The following is an 18,859-nucleotide window of genomic DNA, read 5'->3' on the forward strand; positions in this document are numbered from 1 at the left end:
GACCCAGTCGCCGATGGAGGAGGCCGTTGCTGCCGCTGCACCGGCCTCCGCTGGCGCGGCCTGCGCCAGCGGAATCAGCAGGCTGCCGGCAGCAGGCGCCACCAGCAGCGCAGCAGCGCTCTGGAGCAGATGCCTGCGCCGCAGCGAGATGGCAGAGCCGGCCGTGCGGCCCCGTTCATTGCTTGGACGCTGCGGCATGGATGGCCTCCCGGATGCGGTGGTAGGTGGCGCAGCGGCACAGATTGGTCATGGCCTCGTCGATCTGCGCATCGGTGGGCTGTGGATGGGAATCATGGTTCTTCAGGCTCGGCTGATAGATTTTTCCTGCCGCGCAATTGGCGTTGTAGATCTCGGGGCGATAAATCTTCTGGAAGGTTTCCATGGTACTGATGGTGCCGATCAACTCGAGATTCGTGTAGTCGGCCAGCAGGTCACCCTGAAAATAGAAAGCCAGGGGTGCAACGCTATTGGGCGGCATGAAAAATCGAACCTGCATTCCCATCTTCCCAAAATACCGGTCCGTCGATGACAGCTCATTTTGCTGATACTCGGCACCCAGTACGGGATGCTGGTTTCCGGTGCGCTGATAGGTCTTGCTGGTAGAGGCGCTGATGCAGATGACGGGAGGCTTGTTGAAGTGCTCCCTGTACGTGCTCGAACGGGCGAACTGCTTGAACAGCTTGCCATGCAGGTCACCAAAATCGTCCGGCGTGCTGAACTCCTGGCGGTTGATGTTGTACTCCGGCAGCAGAACACTGAAGTCATAGTCACGCACGTAGGAAGAAAAATTATTCCCTGCAATGCCGGCTATGCGCTTGTTCGATCTTCTGTCGAGAATGCTGGTCTTCAATATCTCTATCAACGGAAATACGCCACTTCCCATCTCGGCACCCATGCCCATCTCGACGGAGATGATGTCCAGCTCGACTGAATAGCGGTCTCCCGTCGGATTGTCCCAATGCGCCAGGTCATTGAAGCGGTTGTCAATCATCCTCAGCGTATGGCGCAGGTTCTGTTGCCGGCTCGCTCCCCGGGCCAGATTGGCAAAGTTGGTGGTAATGCGCGTGCTGTCCGATGGGTGATAGTTCTCATCGAAACGGATGCTCTTGAGGCTGAAGTGCAGTTCTGCGTTCATGGTGATCCAATGACCTGATTTAGAAATAAAAAGTTGGTTGATTCAGGCCGCAGCCATTTCCTCGGCCAGGCAGGGCCTGGCGCGGTGCATCAGCTCGACCAGCGGCAATGCCCGTTGCACCGCCAGTGCGGCCCGCTGTATCAGGGCCTCGTCGTGCAGGCGGTAGTCCACGAAATCCTTGTCGGTCGCGTACACGCCCAGCGGCAGCGTGCGCGCCTGGAAGAAGCTGAACAGCGGCCGCAGCTGGTGGTCGATCACCAAGGCATGGCGCTCGCTGCCACCGGTGGCCGCCAGCAGCACGGGCTTGTCAATCAAGGCGTCCTGGTGGACGAAGTCGAAGAAGTGCTTGAACAGCCCGGTGTAGGCGCCACGGAAGACCGGGGTGGCCACCACCAGCACATCCGCCTGCTCCACCGCCGCAAGCTCACGCTCCACCCTCTCGGGCAACTGCGCGCGCCACACCGCGCCGGCAAGCTGCGGCGCAAGCTGGCCCAGTTCCACCAGGCGTTGTTCGCACGGAACTTCGTCGGCGATCAGATCAGACAGATGCTCTGCCAGGGCGGCAGATTTGGAGGGGCGTTGCAGTCCACCGGAAACGGCGACCAGACGGAGTGGACGTGACATGGCTGCGCTCACGAGAGATGGCCAAGTTCAGCGCGGAAGCCGGCTCTGGCATCCATGCGATCCGAGGGTGTGGTGATGACCATGACTGCTTCCCAAATGCAAACGAACAATGGGAGCGAATGGTAGGGATGCGAATCGATGAAGTAAAATGGTTTTAATTCACAGATGCATGAGCTGCATTCATGTGAAAGTGTGATCCCATCCTTCTGCGCACTGCGCTATGCGGCAGCCATGCCAGGGCCTGCGCGCAACGGGGTTGCTGCGCAGTGAATCCAAGGCCAGTTCAGCCGCCCGCGCCCTGCACCTGCACCAGGCACTCCCGCAACGCCTGCGCCACAGGCCCCAGCACGCGGTCACGCCTTTGCAGCAGGCCCAGCGTGCGCCACACATCGGGCGCGGTCAGGGGCACCCCGCAGACCTGGGCGTGGTCCTGGCGCAGGGCCAGCTGGGGCACGGCGGCCAGGCCCAGGCCCGCTTCCACCAGGGCCAGGGCGCCTGTGACGTGGTTGCACTCGTGCCAGGCCACGGGCTGCTCGGGCAGGCCGGCCATCACCTGGTCCAGCAACAGCCGGTTGCCGCTCTTGTGGGAGACGGAGACCAGGCGCTTGCCCGCCAGCTCGGCCCATTCCACCTGGCTGCGCCCGGCCCAGGCGTGGCTGCGCGGCATGGCCAGCACATAGCGCTCGCGCGTGAGCGCCTCAAAGCGCAGCGATGGCTCCTGGCTGCCCGTGAAGCTCAGGCCAAAGTCCGCATCCCCGCGCAGCACGGCCTCCACAACCTGCTGCGCGCTCTCGTCGATGACGTGCACCTGCACATCGGGCTGCTCCACGGCAAAGGTCTTCAGCACGGGCGGCAGCAGATTGGTGGCCACCGAAGGCACGCAGGCAACCGTTACGCGGCCACGGCGCAGCTTCAGCTGGTCATCCACGCGCTGCACGGCCTCGTCCAGGCCGGCCAGGGCCCTGCGCGCCTCCTGCAGGAATTCATGGCCCACCTCGGTCAGTTCCACACGCCGCGTGGTGCGCTCCAGCAGCCGCGCGCCCAGCACGGACTCCAGCCGCTCCACCCGCCGGCTCAAGGCAGGGGGCGACAGGAAAAGCGCTTCTGCGGCCAGGCGAAAGCTGGCTTTCTCGGCCGTGGTCACGAAGGCGATCAGTTCCCCCATGTCGAATTTGATGCGCTGCACGCAACAGTCCTTCCAAAAGTTGCAATTCACAGAATAACACCCTCTGCATAGGATGGCGCCCTTGATAACGCTGCCCCCTGCGGGCAGACAAGACCAACAAACGGAGACGACATGCACCAACGCAGACTGATCGCAGGCGGAGCCCTGGCCGCCCTTCTTTCCCTGGCCGTGGGCACTGCCCAGGCCCAGGACTTCCCCCCCAAGAAACCCGTGGTCATGGTGGTCGGCTTCGCCGCAGGCGGCTCGGCCGACATTGCCGCGCGCATCATCGCCAAGAAGCTGGGCGAGAACATCGGCCAGAGCGTGGTCGTGGAAAACAAGCCAGGCGCGGGCGGCAACCTGGCCCACACGCAGGTGGCCAATGGCCCGTCCGACGGCTCGGTGCTGCTCTTCGGCTCCATCGGCCCGCTGGCCATTGCGCCGCACTTCATGAAGATCGGCTACGACCCGCTCAAGGACCTGGCCCCCATCACCATGGGCGTGAACTTTCCCAACGTGCTCGTCGTGCCTGCCGCCACCGGCATCAAGACCCTGGGCGAATACGTGGCCAAGGCCAAGCGCGAACCCGGCAAGCTGGACTTCGCCTCCACCGGCCCCGGCTCCGCATCCCACCTGGCCGGTGAACTGCTCAACGATGTCGCCAAGATCGACACCCTGCACGTGCCCTACAAGGGCGGCGCGCCCGCCCTGCAGGACGTGCTAGGCAACCGCGTGACCTCCTTCTACGCAGCCCCGCCCACAGCCCTGCCCCACATCGAATCGGGCAAGCTGATCCCGCTGGCCACCACGGGCCTCACGCGCCCGGCCTACCTGCCCAACGTGCCCACCGTGGCCGAAAGCTTCCCCGGCTTCAACGCCACCAACTGGTATGCCTTCGTGGCATCCGCCAAGACGCCCAAGCCCTTGCTGGACCGCTGGAACACCGAGCTGGTCAAGGTGCTGAACACCCCCGAAGTGCGCGACAACCTGCTCAAGCACGGCCAGACCGCCGCCCCGGGCACCCGCGAGGAGCTGGGCCAGTTCATTGCCGCCGAGCACGCCAAGTGGGGCCGCATCATCCGCGAGCGAAAAATCACCGCCGATTGATCCCCCTCGGCAGCCGTTAGCCGTTCCCCAACCATAAAAAACCAGGAGACAAACCATGACCGCCATCCGTTCCACCCCCCTGCAGTCCTCCGTGCCATCCACCCTTCGCCGCCGCACCCTGGGCGCGCTGCTGGGCGGCGCCCTCAGCCTGGGCCTGGCCCTGGGCGCTGCCACGCCCTCCACTGCCGCCGCAGATGAAATCCGCGTGGTCACCTCGGGCGGCTTCTCTGCCGCCTACGACCAGCTGATACCCCTGTACGAGCAGGCCACGGGCCACAAGGTCGTCACCTCGCGCGGTGCCTCCATGGGCAACGCGCAGGACTCCATTCCCAGCCGCCTGGCGCGGGGCGAGCAGTTCGATATCGTCATCCTCGCGGATGGAGCCTTGGACAATCTGGCCGCCCAAGGCAAGGTGGAAGCGGGCAGCCGTGTGGACCTGGCGCGCTCCATGATCGGCATGAGCGTGCGCAAGGGCACGCCCAAGCCCGACATCAGCACCGTGGACGCGCTCAAGCAAACCCTGCTGGATGCCAAGACCATTGCCTACTCGGCCAGCGCCAGCGGCACCTACCTGGCCAACGAACTGTTCCCGCGCCTGGGCGTGGCCGAGCAGATGAAGGGCAAGGCCACCCGCATCCTCAGCGAGCGCGTGGGTGCCGTGGTGCTGCGTGGCGATGCGGACATCGGCTTCCAGCAGGTCAGCGAACTGCTGCCGTTCAAGGAACTGGAATTCGTCGGCCCCCTGCCCGATGAAGTGCAGCAGCGCGTCTTCTTCTCCGCAGGCGTGGCCACCGGCGCCAAGAGCCCTGACACGGCGCGCCACCTGATCCGCTTCCTGGCAGCCCCCGCCGCAGCGCCCATCGTGCGCAGCACCGGCATGGAGCCGGCGGCCAAGCCCTGACGGCAGGCCCCCGAGCCCTCAAGGCTCTCTAGGCACTCAAGGCCCTCAGGGCCCTCGACACACAGGGGGCCTTCACCCCTCCCCGGTTCGACCTCCATTCAGCGGCGCTGCAACGGCACTGCTGCGGCATGCCGCTGCCCAGCCCTATCACCCTCGCCACACCCATGAACACCAAAACCCTGGTGCTGATCACCCTCGCCGCCGCACCGCTGTCCGCCCTTGCGCAATCCAGCATCACGCTCTACGGCATTGCCGATACCGGCGTGCGCTACACCAGCGGCCTCACCGCCGCCAACGCGGCCAGCAACACCTCGGGCGCCGCGCTGTCCAGCGGCGTCAACACCACCAGCCGCTTCGGGTTTCGCGGGCGCGAAGACCTGGGCGGCGGCATGTACGCCCTGTTCAACCTGGAAACCGGCCTGAACCTGGACACCGGCACCACCGCCAACTCCAGCAAATTCTTCGACCGCGCGGCCATCGTGGGCCTGGGCGGCAGCTGGGGCCAGGTCACGGCCGGGCGCCAGACCAACCTGCTGGCAGATGCCATCAGCCCCGTGGACCCCGTGGGCATGCGCTTCGCCGCCTTCAACCCCAACATCGCCACCGCCGCGCTCAGCAGCCACGGCCTGGGCGTGGAATACGGCAGCGCAGGCGCCACCACCGGCTCATACCGGCTGGACAACTCGGTCAAGTACACCGGCCGCTTCGGCGGCCTCACCGCCCGCGCCATGTACAGCTTTGGCGAGACGGCGCAAGGCGGCTCCGCCCGCTCATCGGCCGGCGCAGGCCTGGCCTATGGCACGAAAACCTGGACGGTCTCCGGCGCCTACCAGCGCTTCAAGACCGCAGACCAATGGGAGCTGAAAGCCGCCACCCTGGGCGCCAGCTACAAATGGGACAACCTGCGCCTTGCACTGAACACCGCGCGCAGCGACGGCCAGACCAACGCCACCACCGCCCGCACCGTGCAGCGCGTGCACTCGCTGGGCGCCACCTGGTCCGCCCGCAGCACGCTGGACCTGACAGCCGCCCTGTACCGCGTGGAACGCGAACGCAGCGGCCGCGCCGCAGACGGCTACACCCGCGCCCTGCTGTTTGCGGAATACAAGCTCTCGCGCCGCAGCAAGCTGTATGCGGAACTGGACCGCACGCACTGGAGTGGAGGGTTTCAGGGCGGGCAGAACAAGGATGTGGCTACGGGGGTGACTGCGGGGTTGATGCATAGTTTTTGAGGGGTGCTGCAGCGACCCGCAGCGCCCACTTTTGAGGTGCTTGTGGAGGGTTGCTGCAGGCCGACCCAATCCCCTCAGACGCAGGCACCAAGTAGTGCCTGCCTCTTGTCCACCGGCATTGATTACAAGCTACTCTGGCCTGGCCAAGCGCGGGACGGACAGCGAATGGGCTGGCCGCTCAGCCCTCGGCGATCTCCAGGCAGACTTCTACGGCAAAGACTTCGAGCGTGAAGGATTTGAGGTTCGCGTGCTTGCTGGCCAAAAGACCAAAGGCAGTGGACAGGCGCGCCGGCGCGCCCACGTGCTTGATGGCTTCCGCCTTGACGGTGACTTCTACAGAGCCGCGCTTCAAACTGCTTCATTGACCGGCTGACTACACCGCCAAAAGAGATAGGTTGGCGCTGAGGCAGAATTAACCTATTTCCTGGCTGAGTGCGCAATGGATCAAGACATCTGCTTTTTCTATTCTCAAGACCGCCAACGTCGCATCGCGCTTTTTCGTCGAGAGGTGGGAAGTTTTGGATTTGTCGAACAGTATTACTTCGACAACGAAGCCGCCGGCATCGAGGGGTGGGCCTCCTGCCCGTCAGAGTCATCCTTCTACGCTGACTTGGAGACTGCCAAGAAGGAAGCGGTACAAGGAATCCGATGGGCTGCGAGCGAAGATGGATTTGTCGCTGCCGGAAATGAGGTTTAGTCGCTGGGGGCGGACGATCCGCCTCGTTGCTCGACCTGCAGCTTGCGACCCGAAACGGAAGCAGTGACCGCAGGAAAGCGGACATTCAAGCGCAACAATTGCTACGTGTCTCAGGCTTACGTGGAGTTGGACTTTGGAAACTGCCTGGCATATGCCGCCACATGAGCCGGAAACAGCTCTTCGTAGATGGGATACGCAATTCCCAATACGCTTAGCTCCAAGCCTTCTGGCCCGAGCTCAAACGAATGGTCTTCGAGATGAATGGTGCCGCCGCCGGGCAGAGGCGAGCCGTTCGTTAGCCTTACTGAGAGGAAGAGGTGGTCCTGGCTCCCTCCAGCAGATTCGACGACTGCCTTCTGAACGTTGACGTATGCTGGGAGGGGAACGAAGCGCCCGAAGGCGACGTTCACCCCATACCGGACCTTCCACCGCCCGATAATTGACGCATGAACCCCTGGAAGCATGTCATCGCGAAGTTGTCCGACACTGGACCTCTTTTGGCTCACTGGCATCTTTACTCGGGCGTAGCGTTCTACATGTACGTGCCGAGGAAGTCAGACATCGGCTCGGAGACTATCAAGCCCGACTCCGAAGTGCGCTTTGAGGAAATAGCGCGGCTGGACATCATGCGCTCCCTGCGCCTTGGAGGCTTGGAGGCAACAAACGACCTCGACGTATGTCAACGTGCTGTTGCTTCAATTCCGGAAATAGCCTTGCAGGAAATCGAAGGCGGCATTCAGCTGAGTCTGCGCGGCACCGAAGTCCGCTAGTGGCCGAAGCCGGGCCTAGCTACTTGTGAGCGCAGCACCGCAAGGCTGACTGTAAGCGTCCGGTAAAGGCATCCGGCTGACGCCAGTCCCGCTCAAGCGTCAGAGTCGCTCCACCTCTTCGGCGCCCAGCTTGAACCGCTGGCCCGTGGATTCGGTGCCATGCACCTCGAATTCCGTTGCAGCGTCTCTGAGCGAGCTGCGGATGCTGCGAAGCAGCTCAACGGGCATGCCGCGATCCGGATCACTGGTATATCGGCACACCGACGTCTGCGTCTCGCTTGCTGGCACGAGATGGGTTCGAGCAATGTCGATGTCGTTGAAGTCCCCTAATGTGCCCAGTGCCCACTCGTATTCGTTCTCAGCGTCGAACTCGACGGGGGCCAGCCCGATTCGTTCGGCAAGCTCCTCGAGCGAGAGCCCGGTTCTGAAGCTGATCGACAGGTATGTCTTCATCGAGTAAGTTGTGTTGTTGACTTCACTCTTGACATTCTCCTCGCCAGCAATGGGGCAGGAGCTCATTGATGCGGCTGGCCGGCTGCGTCGGCAGCAGTTCCAGCACGTCGCGCAAGTAGGCGTAGGGTTCAAGCTCGTTGAGCTTGGCCGAGTGAATGAGGCTCATCACGGCCGCGCCCTGCTGTTTGCGGAATACAAGCTCTCGCGCCGCAGCAAGCTGTATGCGGAACTGGACCGCACGCATTGGAGCGGAGGGTTTCAGGGCGGGCAGAACAAGGATGTGGCTACGGGGGTGACTGCGGGGTTGATGCATAGCTTCTGAGGGGCGCTGCGAGCGCTCGCCCCATTGCCAACTCAGCCGCCCAGCTTTTTGAACGGAGTGTCGGAAGTGATCCAGCCCTTGCCTTGGGGGCAGATCACTTCCTTGTAACGCAGCTCTTTTTCAAAGCTCCACTGCTGGCCAAGTGCGCAAACGTCCCCTGAGTTGAGGACAAATGCCACTGTCTGTGGATCGCCTTTTTTCAGCAGAACATCGACGCTTTGCGTCGCTTCCCACCGCCCACTCGGTGACTGGCTGCATCCCAGAGTTGCCAGCAACGCCGTGATCGCTGCCCCTCGCAGTAGGTTTTTCATCAACTGCCTTTCTGGTAGTTGTTGCGCGAAGACTTCCGAGCGACGGCTTCAGGCTGGTTGCCGACGTTCAGCGGAAACAATCAGACGACGGTTCTCGACCCAAAGCGGACATTGGTAAGTGCCCAAAAGTGGGCTCAGCTCGTTATGAGCGCATTTGCCAGACTGGTGCCTTCTGCCTGCGGAGCCACAGTCTTGCTTTCAGTTGGCATTTAGCCGGATGGACACGGAGAGGGTCTTGAACAGCGGATGCCCCTGTCGTGCTTCCCAAGCAGCAGCTTCGCCGCTGAACTCGCGTTGATGCCGAAATAGATGGTGCTGGCCCCAAACCAAGGAGGCTCAGCACGGGAAATGGGGCGCATCGCCAGGCTTGCCGGCTTCGACCCATGCCAGCTTCTCGGTCAAGAAGGTGAGAGCTGCATCGAGTGCTGCGCGCTGCGATTGCAACTTGTCTATCTGGTGCCGCAGGACCTGCCCCGTGCGTGCGGCGGACTTTGCACCCTGCCGGTACTCGCGGTTGAGCGCCGAGATCTCGCTCAACGTATAGCCCAGCGATTTCTGCAGCTGAATCATCCGCACCGCGGTCACGTCATCGGCAGAGAACACTTGGTACGGGTTGCTGCCACCCAGCACGCCGCGACGCGGCTTCAGCAGGCCCTTCCCCACATAGAAGCGGACCGTCTCGGGCGACAACCCCACCTCCTTCGCAAACTCCGACAACAGCATGCCGTCTCCTTGACCACGTAGTTAACTACGTGCTTATAACAATGATTTTTCCACCTGGATCCAACGCCATGCAATCTCCTCCCACAAAACTCCCTTGCGTTCATCTCGGCATAGACGGCCCACTCGTGGGCATCCAGGGTCTAGGCTGCATGGGTATGAGCGAATTTTATGGCGCCACTGACACCGAAGAGGCACGAGCAACACTGGAACGGGCGCTCGCCTTGGGTGTGACGCTGTTCGATACCGCAGACATGTACGGTCTGGGCGCCAACGAATCGTTCCTCGCGCCGTTTGTGAAGGCCAACCGGCAGCGCGTGGTGATCGCCACCAAGTTCGGCTACACGCGTACGGTCGAGAGGCCCGATGACTGGAGCCTCAGCAATCGCCCAGACTACATCCGGCATGCGGTCGATCAATCGCTGCGGCGTCTTGGTATTGACACCATCGACCTCTACTACATGCACCGCCGCACACCTGACGTGCCCATGGAAGATTCGGTGGGCGCGATGGCGGATCTGGTGAAGGCCGGTAAGGTTCGGGCGCTCGGCTTGTGCGAGGTCAGTGCTGAAGAGTTGCGTGCAGCGCATGCCGTCCACCCCATCGCCGCGATGCAGTCTGAATGGTCGGTGTTCAGCCGCCAGATCGAGCAAGAGATCGCACCGCTGGCGGCATCGCTGGGTGTCGCGATCGTGCCATTCGCCCCATTGGGGCGGGGTATCCTGACCGGCGCTACGTTCGGCAAGCAGTTGGCAGCAGACGATTTCCGCCGACACTTCCCGCGCTTCCAGTCAGACAACCAGGCGTCGAATTCGAGGCTGGTGGCGAGGTTGGAAGCGCTTGCCAAAGCCCGTGGCATCTCGACGGCGCAATTGGCGCTCGCCTGGCTGCAGACTCGCGCCAGGCAGTTCGACGTGACAGTCGTGCCTATTCCCGGCACGCGCCGTAGAGCGCGCCTCACCGAGAACGTGGCGGCTGCCTCCGTAGCATTGGATGAGCAGGAGATGTCGGCCATCGAGCCGCTGGCGGCGGCAGTTCAGGGCGTTTCGCTCTGAGCATGGCGGCCTGCCGCACATTTTGACGCTGCACCCCAAATCAATTAATATCCGTCCAGTCGGAAATAAATTAATTGCTTATGGGACGCACGCGTGTAATAGATCAGGACAAGCTGCTGGACGCGGCAGAAGTCGTTGTGGCTCGGGACGGGCCTGCGAAGCTGACGCTGGAGTCCGTCGCCACCGAAGCTGGCGTTAGCAAGGCGAGCGTGCTGTACGACCACCGGTCCAAGCAGGCTCTGATCCAGGCGCTCGTTCAGCGGGCACTGGTCCGGGACAACGCCTTCAACTCCGAAGCGGCGGAGCGTCTCGGCGAGATCGATTCCCGGACTGTCCGCGGGCGGATTGCCGCGGCCGCCGCTCCGCTGCCAACAGCACAACGTGCCGTTGCCCTGAGCCTCAGCGCCGCGCTGGTGCAGGACGCAAGTCTGCGCGAGTCGATGCAGGCGAATCAGGCTGCCGTCATCGACGCAGTACAGAGTGACGCGGCGCAACCAAGGGGCGCGCTGCTTGCCTACTTGGCGCTGGAAGGGCTCAAGCTGTTGGAGAGCTTGGACTTCCACACATTCCCGAAGGCGGAGCGAGATCGCTTGCTGCGCGAGATCGAAGGGCTGGTCGACCGGCCTGTCGCACTTGATTCATTCGTGAGACCTCAGCGGCCCCGCTGAGGCGCTCTACCCCATATCAATTCCCATCCCGCCCGGGCCGACAAGACGGCCCGCGGACTAACCACGTCAGTACGTATCGAGTCATGAACGCTGTTGTCTCTAAATTGCCTGAATCGCATCCCGCACGATTGCCAGCCCGCCTGTTCCTGACGGGGGGAAGCGGCTATGTCGGTCGCAACCTGATCCGCCACTTCGTCTCGCAAGGTGTCGAAGTCATCGCGCTGGCGCGCAGCCCCGCTGCACAGGACACGATTCGCGCGTCAGGGGCGAATCCGTTCGAGGGAGATCTGCTGTCGGAGAATCTAGCCACCGGCATGGCGGGCTGCGATGCCCTGATTCACGCCGCAGCGGATACGGACCACGGTCTCTCCACGGACGCACAGTTTCAGACGAACGTCATAGGTACGCGCCACGTGTTCGCAGCTGCTGCGCGAGCAGGCGTGCGGCGGGCTGTGCACCTGAGCACGGAGTCAGTGCTCCTAGACGGAAGCCCACTGGTGGACGCCGAAGAAAGCCGATCCATCCCCACCAGACCGGTCGGCGGCTACTCCGCCACGAAAGCTCTGGCGGAACGCGAGGCGATTGCCGCTGCGCGGCACGGACTAGACGTCGTCATCGTCCGCCCGCGCTTCATCTGGGGACGCGACGACACGACCGCGCTTCCGCAACTGCTGCAGGCTGTGGATGCTGGGAAGTTCGCCTGGATCGATGGTGGCCGCTATCGCACGTCAACGACGCACATCGGTAATCTGGTGCACGGTATCGAGCGCGCGCTGATCGCTGGCGAGACGGGCGCCTGCTACTTCATCACAGATGACGACATCGTGGAGTTTCGTGCATTCATCAGCGCATTGCTACAAAGCCAAGGACGCTCTGTCCCGACCAAGGAGGTTCCGGGCTGGGTGGTACGGGCCGTGGCCAGCGTCTGCGAACGTCTGTCGTCACTGACCGGCGGACGGTGGCGCCCGCCGGTCACCCGGCAGGCACTGGCGCCCTCGGCCGTTGAGGTGACGTTGAACATCGACAAGGCTCGACGCGAACTGGGCTACCAGCCGCAAATCTCGCGCGCGCAAGGGCTTGAGGAACTAACGCTCGAGGACCGAGGTGAAAAGGGGCACCTGACAAGGAGTAAGCTGACTTAGCCGATTCAATACGGCCGGATTGTTGATTTCCACGCACCCCCAGATTGCTTCGGTACTAACATGAAGCATAAAGGTGCTCTGAGGGCATCTTTTTGTCACTTGAGAATGGCAGCTTTGCAAGCTAGGAACTGAGGCCGAGTGAGGATTCCAGCCTGCCTAAGCATTTCCATGGCTTGTATTGCTTTGGCTGTCTGAGCGGCAGGTGATGCTTGGGAAGGTTGTACTACAGCTTTTTTCTCTGAAGATGACTTCCTTGGCTGATCCCCGAAATCGATGTACTTGACCTGCCATGGCGCGTATCCAACTGCTGCAGCCTCTGCAATTTCATCTGCAGAGTAGCCTTGGCTATGCATGTCATGTAGAAAGTCCCAGTCGCTCATGTTGCGCCCTCTAGTTTTGGCTCTTTACAGCGTACAGGATGCTTGGCGGATCGTCAAAATTGACCACAGCTAGCTTCAATGTCTGGAGGATGGCTGATCTTCAACTGTCACAGATCGCCCCTATGCTGACGTTCGAGTCTCGATGAGCAATGTCTGCTTTGCAGCGGTTGCAGCCGCTTATTGCAGCTGGGCGAACTACCGCTCACCTAGTCATAGCGCTCTTTCAGAGCGCCAAAACAGTCACTTCCCCAATGACTGTTTTCAGGTCCGCAGCAGCCCCTCGCTAACAGGCAGTCACTGGGGATGCAGGAAGTCCGCTATCTCGGCCCGCGAATGAGTGCTGTCGACCCTTTCCTGACAAACGCTCTTGCCCAAAGCGGTCATTGGCGTCGCTCGTTAGCGGTCGTTCGACGTAAAGAGCGTTTGGTCGCCGGGATCGGTTACAACCGAAATCCCGGCCGCGTCGACCATTACCAGAAAGCCTTCAGGCAATACCAATGCCGCCGCGAGCTCGGGTCGCATCTTGAGCAACTGAAACGCGAAAACGGCTTCGAGCGCTGGAGCCAGCTCGCGAGGCCCTTGCTGGCCGATGAACCAGCCAGAATCGCCGTCGGTGGGACTGGGTGCGCTACGCACCATGAACAAATTGTCCGCACTGAGGCATCCCTGGTCGATGACCACCTTGTCTTGAAAAGTGGTAGGAACGGGTTCGACGTCAATCTTCTTGGCGAATGAGATTTGATTGAAAAGGACCTGCAGCGCGTTGCTCACATCGGTCGTCTCGTCTTTGAACGGGTCCGCATCGACATCTGGCACGCAAACCGCGAGTTCATTTGAAGGCAGGCGTCGAAAGGACATGAGCATGCTACCGACCTGCAGTCGCACTTCCTCGCCTACGCTTTGCCCAGACCCGTGGAGACGAGTCAGGCAGTCGAGCAACCATTCGGCGTGAACAGCCATGCTGTCCGCACAAGCAACGGTTACCACCTCATCGCCGATCGCTGCATGTTTCTGAAGCACTTCAATCCTTCATCTTCTGAACACAATGTCTGCTGTTGGCCGAATTCTGCCTCACGCGTCGGGGGCTACGCGCCCGGACCGGCCATCGATGTCCGTTCTTTGAACGTCGGCAACCGCTGCAAAGCCGCCACACACAACCCACAGATCAGCATCACCAAATGGGTCGATATCAGATCAGAAGCTAGACGACTGGCCAAGCCAGCGGATCAGTTCCGAGGGAGAGCCCAATTGCTTGGCTCTGCGACTGACCCATTCCAAGCGTATGCACAAGGCATTCAAGTTCCCGCGACGGATGAAAGATTCAGCCATCAAGACAGGACAGACTCAGAGCTTGGCCCCGACCCATATGGCTCGCCCTTGCACCAGGCCCTCAGCCTTCCCGGCAATGACGATATCCGGGTGCTCGCCCTTATCAGCGTTGTCGGCCACGGCATGCCAAACATCGCCCACCCGCTGAAAGCGCCGCACAAGCATCTGCCCTTCCCACGCGAATGCATAGACGCTGCCACGGCGCGGCGTTTGATCCGCACGATTGAGCAAGAGCACGGCACCGTCCCGGATCGTGGGCTCCATGCTGGTTCCTGCCACATGGACGAGGGCCGCGTTCACCGGGCTGACGCCGATAGCACGCAGAAAATCGCGTCGGAACTGGAGAGCCCCGAGTTCCTCGACAAGATTGGTTTTTCGAGAGCGTTCGGGCGCGGCTTCAGCATCCAGGCGGACGAGTTGGATGAAGTCCTCACCTTCCGCGACACGGCCTCGCAACAAGGTATCGACGTCCACGCTGAAGTAATCAGCAAACTTCTGCAGTGACTCCATTCGCACGCCAGTTTCCCCGCCAACGATGCGCTGCAAAGTGCCCTGCCCGATGTCGAATCCAGCATTCTTCATGTCACTACGCAGGCGCCCGATCGCCTTGCCCTTGATCATCAGGGCAGCGTTTTCGGCCAATGTTGCGTTCACGAAGCTGCGCATGGGCAGCATTCTTTGGTCTTGCTATACCGATTTCGGTACGATAGAGTTAGTGCAAATTCACTTGAATTCGCCAGTTTTGAAGAGCCAGCCTATGGCTCAACTTAAAACTTCTCATACCGCGTTCGGTGAAGCTGTCCAAACTCTGGATCAACTTGGCCGCACAAGCTTCAACTAGACGCAGACGCCTACATCCATGCACATCACCCACCACTTCACCCCTGGCCTGCGCTTCGCTGCGCAATGGAAGTACGCCGCCCGCGCGCCATCGGGCCGGGCCTGTTGGTCGCGGCTGCCGCTGGGGCAGCCTGATGCGGGCAGGGCTGATCCGCATGGCGCCTGGTGGTGTGTGCGGCGCTGCGCTGCCGTGCTGCGGCGGGAGATGTGGCAGTCGGTGAATCTGCCTTCAGACATACCTTTGCGGCCGGGGCCGGAAGATGTGGCGCTGGCCCTGAACGCGCTGATGCCGCGCTGGCAGGTACAACTGAGCGCAGGGGCCGGGCACATGTCCATGCAGTCCTGCACCCAGGCAGTGATGGCCGGGGGCGGAGCGGTGCTGCAACTGCAGTCAGAGGCGCTGCACCAGCGGCCGCAGAGCACGTTCTGGGCCTGGGTGATTGGCGTGGAGATGCATCAGAAGATGCGGCCCGCGCCGGTGAAGCCATGGCCCGCAAGCCGCGCGCCCCGCCCTGTCGCGCTGCTGACCATTCCCTTTGGCTGGAGCATGCCCTGGGCCTGCGGCTATGCGGCGCGGGTGCAGATGAACAGCGACGGGCGCTGCGATGTGGATGGCATTGACGGGCAGTGGCGCGAGTGCCGCTGCCTTGCCGCCGTGACGCTGTCGCCCGCGCAAGACGTGCAACGCGGCCAACACGGCCATGCCGGCCTCCTGCAGGGGTACCCACTGTGTTGATGCCTGCCCGCGTCGGAAGATTTTCCCAAGCCGCTTGTCGCTTGCCACCATCCATGAACCACGGGCGCGGTGCCAGGGCTTCGGCCCTGCTACCTGGCCTGGAGCCGCCGGCGATGCTCCACCACGGTGCCGCGCAACTGCAGTGCCTGCTCGTCGCTGCACAGTGTGGGATGGTCTTCGTTGAGCGGCACCAGCTCGAAGATTTCCGCACCGGCCTTGTCCAGGCCGCGCACCCGGTACTTGCGCAAGATGGACTGTTGCCGGCAGTCGGTGGCCAGCACGCAGTCCCCGGGCCGCGGCGTCAGGGCTGGATCGATGAGCACGCGGTCCCCTTCCCGGATTTCCGGGGCCATGGCGTTGTCTTCCAATCGCACGAAGAACGCACGAGGCGATGCGTTGTCGCTGGCGACTTCGATGCCCAGGAACTGCTCGTCGTCGGCATCGCCCATGGCGTCTTCTGCGCTGCGGCCGCCGGCCTGCTGCAGGCCAAGCAGCGGGTAGCGGCGTGTGCCCTGGGGCAGTTGGCGCTGCAGCGCTGCGGCATCGGCCGACATGGGGCCCTTGCCGCATTCCAGCCACAGGGCCGAGACACCGCACAGGGACGCGAGCGTGGCTGTTTTGGAGGTGCCGCTTCCGCTTCTCTCAAGGTCAGCAATGGTCGATTGCCCCATGCCCGCCTGGCGGCCCAGCTGCGCTTGGGTAAGACCCGCGAGACTGCGAGCGCTTTTGAGACGTTGGCCGAAATCGGTTGACATGCTCCGTAGCTTACGGAAAACCGATATGTCAAATTCGATTGTAAAAAAATCGACTTTTCGATAGCATGAAACTATGGAATGGAAAGACTACCTCGCCAGACTTGCTGCGAAGGGTGTCAGTCAAAGCCAGATCGCCCGCGAAGTGGGCTGCGGTCAAGCAACGATTTCTGACCTCGCATTGGGCAAGACCAAAGAGCCGCGCACATCCCTGGGTATGGCGCTCATGCGCATCGGGGACCGCTGCGGCATCAAGACTCCGTACGGTGCCCCGCCTTCGGCACACGATGATGAGAGGTCCTGTGGCTGAGACCACGCACCTCACCCACCGCTTCACCCGAGGGCTTCGCTTTGACGGACTGTGGACCTACTCGGCGCTCACGCCTTCAGGCCGAGCCTATTGGGCACGACTGCCGGCAACCCGGGCAGGCGGCATGGCTGCAGCAGATCCACAGCGGGCCTGGTGGTGCGTGCGCCAGTGCGTTGCAGTGCTCAATCGCAGGCCCTGGCGTTCCGCGCATCTGCCCTCGGGCCTGCCTGCGCAGCCGGAATGTGGCGATGTGGCGCTGGCCCTGGGCGCAATGCTTGCGGACTGGAACGTGAAGGTGCTCGATGACCCCTCGACACAGGCGCCGCTGCTGCGCAGCACCGATGCGCTGCTTGCCGGTGGCTGCTCTTTGCTGCAACTGCAGACCGAGGATTCAAGCGATGGCGTGCAAGCCGTTTTCTGGGCCTGGGTGATCGGCGTGGAAATGCACGAGAGGTTCCAGCGCGCCAAGCGCATTTCAGCCTTTGACATGCCCGGGCGTCCTAGCGCGCTGCTGATCTGGCCCTTCGGCTCGCCCCTGGCATGGAATCACGCCTTGAGGGTGACGGTGGATGGCGAGGGGCTGTGTGATGTGGATGGCCTGGATGCGCGCGCAAGCCGGTACCGCTGCACGGCGGCCATCACGCTGGAGCCACTGAGCAACGACATTGCCATCAACGGCAGCTTCTCCTGACCGGCTTTTTCTGACCGGCTTTTCCTGACCCGATGAAATGCAGAACTCCAATCTCACGCCAGAGCAGTACGAGCGGGAAATTCCGCTGGAGCCAAGTAGTCCCGGTCAACGCCTCATCAGCGGCCTGCTCTTTGATGGTCACTGGCAATACATAAGGCGTGCGGAAGCCGGCAAGACCAGCTGGACACAGCTGCCGATGGCCTCCGACCTTGCTGGCCCGGCCGACCCTTATGGCACCTGGTGGTGCGTTCGCCGGTGCGCCGTGGTTCTGGAGCAGCACCACTGGTTGTTCCTGCGGCTGCCCGTTCACCTGCCCCCGCTTCCCGACGTGGAGGAGCTGGCGCAGATCCTTGATGTGCTGCTGCCCGATTGGGACGTGCAGGCACCTGCGGAATGCGCCCGGACGCCCTTGCTGTGCGCCCAGGCAGTCGAGCAGGGAGGCAGTGCCTTGCTGATGCTGGAGTCACCGGAATGCGAAGGGCCCAAGCCGGGCATTTTCTGGGCCTGGGTGGTGGGGTACGAGCCGGAGCTGCCGTTGTCGTGCACCGACGATTGCGTTGCGTCCGAAACGTTGCCGTCAGCGGGTGCGCAGGCCATGGCGCCTCCCAAGGCTTTGCTTGCCATGCCCTTTGGCTCGACCCTGCCCTGGTCCAGCGGGTACGCCACCCGGATCCAGGTGCAAGCCGACGGGACCTGCCTCCTGCATGATGCGGGCGGCCCCTGGCACCCATGCCAGTGGCTTGGCACGGTCACGCTTGCAGCCAGGCCCGCACCGGACTGACGCTGGTGACTCTGCAGCCGCAATGCACATGCCCAGGTCTCCAATTCGTACCTTCATGCCCGGCCTGCGCTTCGATACGCAATGGCGCTACGAGGTGGGTACACAGACGCGCAAGACGCGCTGGGCCACACTGCCCACGGTTCCCGATGCCCAGTGCCTGCCCGATCCGCTGGGCGCCTGGTGGTGTGCACGGCGATGCGCTGCCGTGCTGCGGCAACGGGCATGGCTGCAGGTGCAATTGCCGCTGCAGTTGACGCCACAGCCCGGCCCGCAAGAGCTGGCGCAGGTTCTGGCTTTGCTGCTGCCCGGCTGGAAAGCGCAGCTTGAGAATTTCCCCGCCCTCGCTCCGCTGCGTTGTGCCCAAGCCATGCAGCGGGGCGGCAGCGCCATGCTGCTGCTGGAAATGCCAGGTCACAGATTTCGCCACCCGGCGCTCTTCTGGACCTGGGTGATCGGCATGGAGCGATCACCGCTGCGCCTGCGCTCTGCAAAAAATCTCACGCGCCTCGAACCCTATCCACCAGCGCAGCCGCTGCCCGAAACCTTGCTGGCCATGCCCGCCCGCCGCTCAAGGCCCGGCGCCAACCGCCACGTCACCCGCATCCAGATGGACGCCGCCGGGCGCTGCATCTCGGATGACGCCGCCTGGCCATCGGATGGATGCAGGTGGCTGGCCTGCATCACGCTGGAGCAGTTGGGCGGGGGTTGAGCTGTGGTCGCGGCAGCCAGGCGCCCTGC

Annotated in this window: 24 protein-coding genes and 2 pseudogenes; 12 read left to right on the forward strand and 14 right to left on the reverse strand. The window is 62.7% G+C overall.

Translation table 11 applies throughout. The features are described from left to right. From DA1_RS27920 to DA1_RS27935, 4 genes are all read right to left on the reverse strand, one after another. Positions 1 to 198, reverse strand: a 198-nt coding sequence (locus DA1_RS27920) for a hypothetical protein (protein WP_218017183.1), incomplete at its 3' end; no start/stop codon positions are given. Beyond that, positions 176 to 1,135, reverse strand: coding sequence for a putative oxygenase MesX (locus DA1_RS27925; protein WP_081232017.1), 960 nt, complete (start codon positions 1,133 to 1,135; stop codon positions 176 to 178). The genes DA1_RS27920 and DA1_RS27925, both read right to left, overlap by 23 nt. Before the next feature lie 42 nt (positions 1,136 to 1,177). Next, entirely contained in the window at positions 1,178 to 1,759 is a 582-nt protein-coding gene (msuE, locus tag DA1_RS27930) for an FMN reductase (RefSeq protein ID WP_034391638.1), read from the reverse strand. 283 nt (positions 1,760 to 2,042) lie between these two features. Next, the gene (locus DA1_RS27935) at positions 2,043 to 2,945 is read right to left on the reverse strand and encodes a LysR family transcriptional regulator (RefSeq protein ID WP_034391636.1); all 903 of its coding nucleotides are present in this window, start codon (positions 2,943 to 2,945) and stop codon (positions 2,043 to 2,045) included. Positions 2,946 to 3,056: 111 nt separating this feature from the next. Between DA1_RS27935 and DA1_RS27940 the strand changes: the two genes are divergently transcribed. The 3 genes from DA1_RS27940 (at position 3,057) to DA1_RS27950 (ending at position 6,164) form a co-directional block, all read left to right on the forward strand. Next, positions 3,057 to 4,031, forward strand: a complete 975-nt coding sequence (locus DA1_RS27940) for a Bug family tripartite tricarboxylate transporter substrate binding protein (protein WP_034391632.1) — start codon at positions 3,057 to 3,059, stop codon at positions 4,029 to 4,031. A 55-nt stretch (positions 4,032 to 4,086) separates the two neighbouring features. Continuing rightward, complete coding sequence (locus DA1_RS27945) at positions 4,087 to 4,932, forward strand: substrate-binding domain-containing protein (RefSeq protein ID WP_034391629.1); 846 nt, start codon at positions 4,087 to 4,089, stop codon at positions 4,930 to 4,932. A gap of 164 nt (positions 4,933 to 5,096) precedes the next feature. After that, positions 5,097 to 6,164 carry a porin gene (locus tag DA1_RS27950; protein ID WP_494189566.1) on the forward strand — a complete coding sequence of 356 codons (1,068 nt, stop codon included), beginning with the start codon at positions 5,097 to 5,099 and terminating at the stop codon, positions 6,162 to 6,164. 178 nt (positions 6,165 to 6,342) lie between these two features. Here the strand turns inward: DA1_RS27950 and DA1_RS30765 are convergent, their stop codons facing one another. Continuing rightward, positions 6,343 to 6,516: a hypothetical protein gene (locus DA1_RS30765; protein ID WP_155294194.1), complete on the reverse strand. Its 174-nt coding sequence runs from the start codon at positions 6,514 to 6,516 to the stop codon at positions 6,343 to 6,345. An 87-nt stretch (positions 6,517 to 6,603) separates the two neighbouring features. Here DA1_RS30765 and DA1_RS30770 point away from each other — a divergent pair, with 87 nt between their 5' ends. Both DA1_RS30770 and DA1_RS27955 read left to right on the forward strand, forming a co-directional pair. After that, positions 6,604 to 6,861 carry a hypothetical protein gene (locus tag DA1_RS30770; protein ID WP_155294193.1) on the forward strand — a complete coding sequence of 86 codons (258 nt, stop codon included), beginning with the start codon at positions 6,604 to 6,606 and terminating at the stop codon, positions 6,859 to 6,861. Positions 6,862 to 7,307: 446 nt separating this feature from the next. Beyond that, positions 7,308 to 7,631 carry a hypothetical protein gene (locus tag DA1_RS27955; protein WP_034391624.1) on the forward strand — a complete coding sequence of 108 codons (324 nt, stop codon included), beginning with the start codon at positions 7,308 to 7,310 and terminating at the stop codon, positions 7,629 to 7,631. A gap of 99 nt (positions 7,632 to 7,730) precedes the next feature. Here DA1_RS27955 and DA1_RS27960 read toward each other — a convergent pair whose 3' ends face one another. The 4 genes and pseudogenes from DA1_RS27960 to DA1_RS27970 all read right to left on the reverse strand — a co-directional run bounded on the left by DA1_RS27960 (position 7,731) and on the right by DA1_RS27970 (position 9,440). Then, a complete protein-coding gene (locus DA1_RS27960) occupies positions 7,731 to 8,084 on the reverse strand; it encodes a hypothetical protein (protein WP_034391622.1) in 354 nt (117 codons plus the stop codon). Between the two features lie 22 nt (positions 8,085 to 8,106). Continuing rightward, positions 8,107 to 8,268, reverse strand: a pseudogene (locus tag DA1_RS30110) (transposase domain-containing protein); the annotation flags it as partial. A gap of 170 nt (positions 8,269 to 8,438) precedes the next feature. Then, positions 8,439 to 8,717: a hypothetical protein gene (locus tag DA1_RS30780; RefSeq protein ID WP_141834049.1), complete on the reverse strand. Its 279-nt coding sequence runs from the start codon at positions 8,715 to 8,717 to the stop codon at positions 8,439 to 8,441. A 336-nt stretch (positions 8,718 to 9,053) separates the two neighbouring features. Further along, positions 9,054 to 9,440, reverse strand: a complete 387-nt coding sequence (locus tag DA1_RS27970; protein WP_034391618.1) for a MerR family transcriptional regulator — start codon at positions 9,438 to 9,440, stop codon at positions 9,054 to 9,056. 68 nt (positions 9,441 to 9,508) lie between these two features. On the opposite strand from DA1_RS27970, the gene DA1_RS27975 reads away from it, so the two are divergent. The 3 genes from DA1_RS27975 (at position 9,509) to DA1_RS27985 (ending at position 12,302) form a co-directional block, all read left to right on the forward strand. After that, entirely contained in the window at positions 9,509 to 10,492 is a 984-nt protein-coding gene (locus DA1_RS27975) for an aldo/keto reductase (RefSeq protein ID WP_034391617.1), read from the forward strand. Between the two features lie 80 nt (positions 10,493 to 10,572). Beyond that, a complete protein-coding gene (locus DA1_RS27980; RefSeq protein WP_034391616.1) occupies positions 10,573 to 11,160 on the forward strand; it encodes a TetR/AcrR family transcriptional regulator in 588 nt (195 codons plus the stop codon). Positions 11,161 to 11,243: 83 nt separating this feature from the next. Beyond that, complete coding sequence (locus DA1_RS27985) at positions 11,244 to 12,302, forward strand: NAD-dependent epimerase/dehydratase family protein (protein ID WP_051940594.1); 1,059 nt, start codon at positions 11,244 to 11,246, stop codon at positions 12,300 to 12,302. 95 nt (positions 12,303 to 12,397) lie between these two features. Here the strand turns inward: DA1_RS27985 and DA1_RS30115 are convergent, their stop codons facing one another. From DA1_RS30115 to DA1_RS27995, 3 genes are all read right to left on the reverse strand, one after another. After that, a complete protein-coding gene (locus tag DA1_RS30115) occupies positions 12,398 to 12,682 on the reverse strand; it encodes a hypothetical protein (protein WP_080736823.1) in 285 nt (94 codons plus the stop codon). Positions 12,683 to 13,078: 396 nt separating this feature from the next. Continuing rightward, on the reverse strand, positions 13,079 to 13,702 hold the full coding sequence (locus DA1_RS27990) for an immunity protein Imm33 domain-containing protein (RefSeq protein WP_034391613.1): 624 nt from the start codon (positions 13,700 to 13,702) through the stop codon (positions 13,079 to 13,081). Positions 13,703 to 14,026: 324 nt separating this feature from the next. Beyond that, positions 14,027 to 14,677, reverse strand: a complete 651-nt coding sequence (locus DA1_RS27995) for a S24 family peptidase (protein ID WP_230356125.1) — start codon at positions 14,675 to 14,677, stop codon at positions 14,027 to 14,029. A gap of 379 nt (positions 14,678 to 15,056) precedes the next feature. Between DA1_RS27995 and DA1_RS28000 the strand changes: the two genes are divergently transcribed. After that, positions 15,057 to 15,587: a hypothetical protein gene (locus tag DA1_RS28000; RefSeq protein WP_230590742.1), complete on the forward strand. Its 531-nt coding sequence runs from the start codon at positions 15,057 to 15,059 to the stop codon at positions 15,585 to 15,587. An 89-nt stretch (positions 15,588 to 15,676) separates the two neighbouring features. Here the strand turns inward: DA1_RS28000 and DA1_RS28005 are convergent, their stop codons facing one another. Then, on the reverse strand, positions 15,677 to 16,141 hold the full coding sequence (locus tag DA1_RS28005; protein WP_051940591.1) for a LexA family protein: 465 nt from the start codon (positions 16,139 to 16,141) through the stop codon (positions 15,677 to 15,679). 51 nt (positions 16,142 to 16,192) lie between these two features. Further along, positions 16,193 to 16,342, reverse strand: a pseudogene (locus tag DA1_RS31585) (helix-turn-helix transcriptional regulator); the annotation flags it as partial. Between the two features lie 431 nt (positions 16,343 to 16,773). Between DA1_RS31585 and DA1_RS28015 the strand changes: the two are divergent. Genes DA1_RS28015 through DA1_RS28025 form a run of 3 tightly spaced genes read left to right on the forward strand, consistent with a single transcriptional unit; the run spans position 16,774 to position 18,830 of the window. Continuing rightward, the gene (locus DA1_RS28015; RefSeq protein ID WP_230590741.1) at positions 16,774 to 17,340 is read left to right on the forward strand and encodes a hypothetical protein; all 567 of its coding nucleotides are present in this window, start codon (positions 16,774 to 16,776) and stop codon (positions 17,338 to 17,340) included. A gap of 37 nt (positions 17,341 to 17,377) precedes the next feature. Then, complete coding sequence (locus DA1_RS28020) at positions 17,378 to 18,121, forward strand: hypothetical protein (RefSeq protein WP_034391605.1); 744 nt, start codon at positions 17,378 to 17,380, stop codon at positions 18,119 to 18,121. A gap of 28 nt (positions 18,122 to 18,149) precedes the next feature. Then, on the forward strand, positions 18,150 to 18,830 hold the full coding sequence (locus tag DA1_RS28025; RefSeq protein ID WP_230590740.1) for a hypothetical protein: 681 nt from the start codon (positions 18,150 to 18,152) through the stop codon (positions 18,828 to 18,830). The last annotated feature ends 29 nt before the right edge of the window (positions 18,831 to 18,859 follow it).

It is taken from the genome of Delftia acidovorans NBRC 14950 (assembly GCF_001598795.1).
In the GTDB taxonomy this organism is placed as follows: Bacteria; Pseudomonadota; Gammaproteobacteria; order Burkholderiales; family Burkholderiaceae_C; genus Comamonas; species Comamonas acidovorans.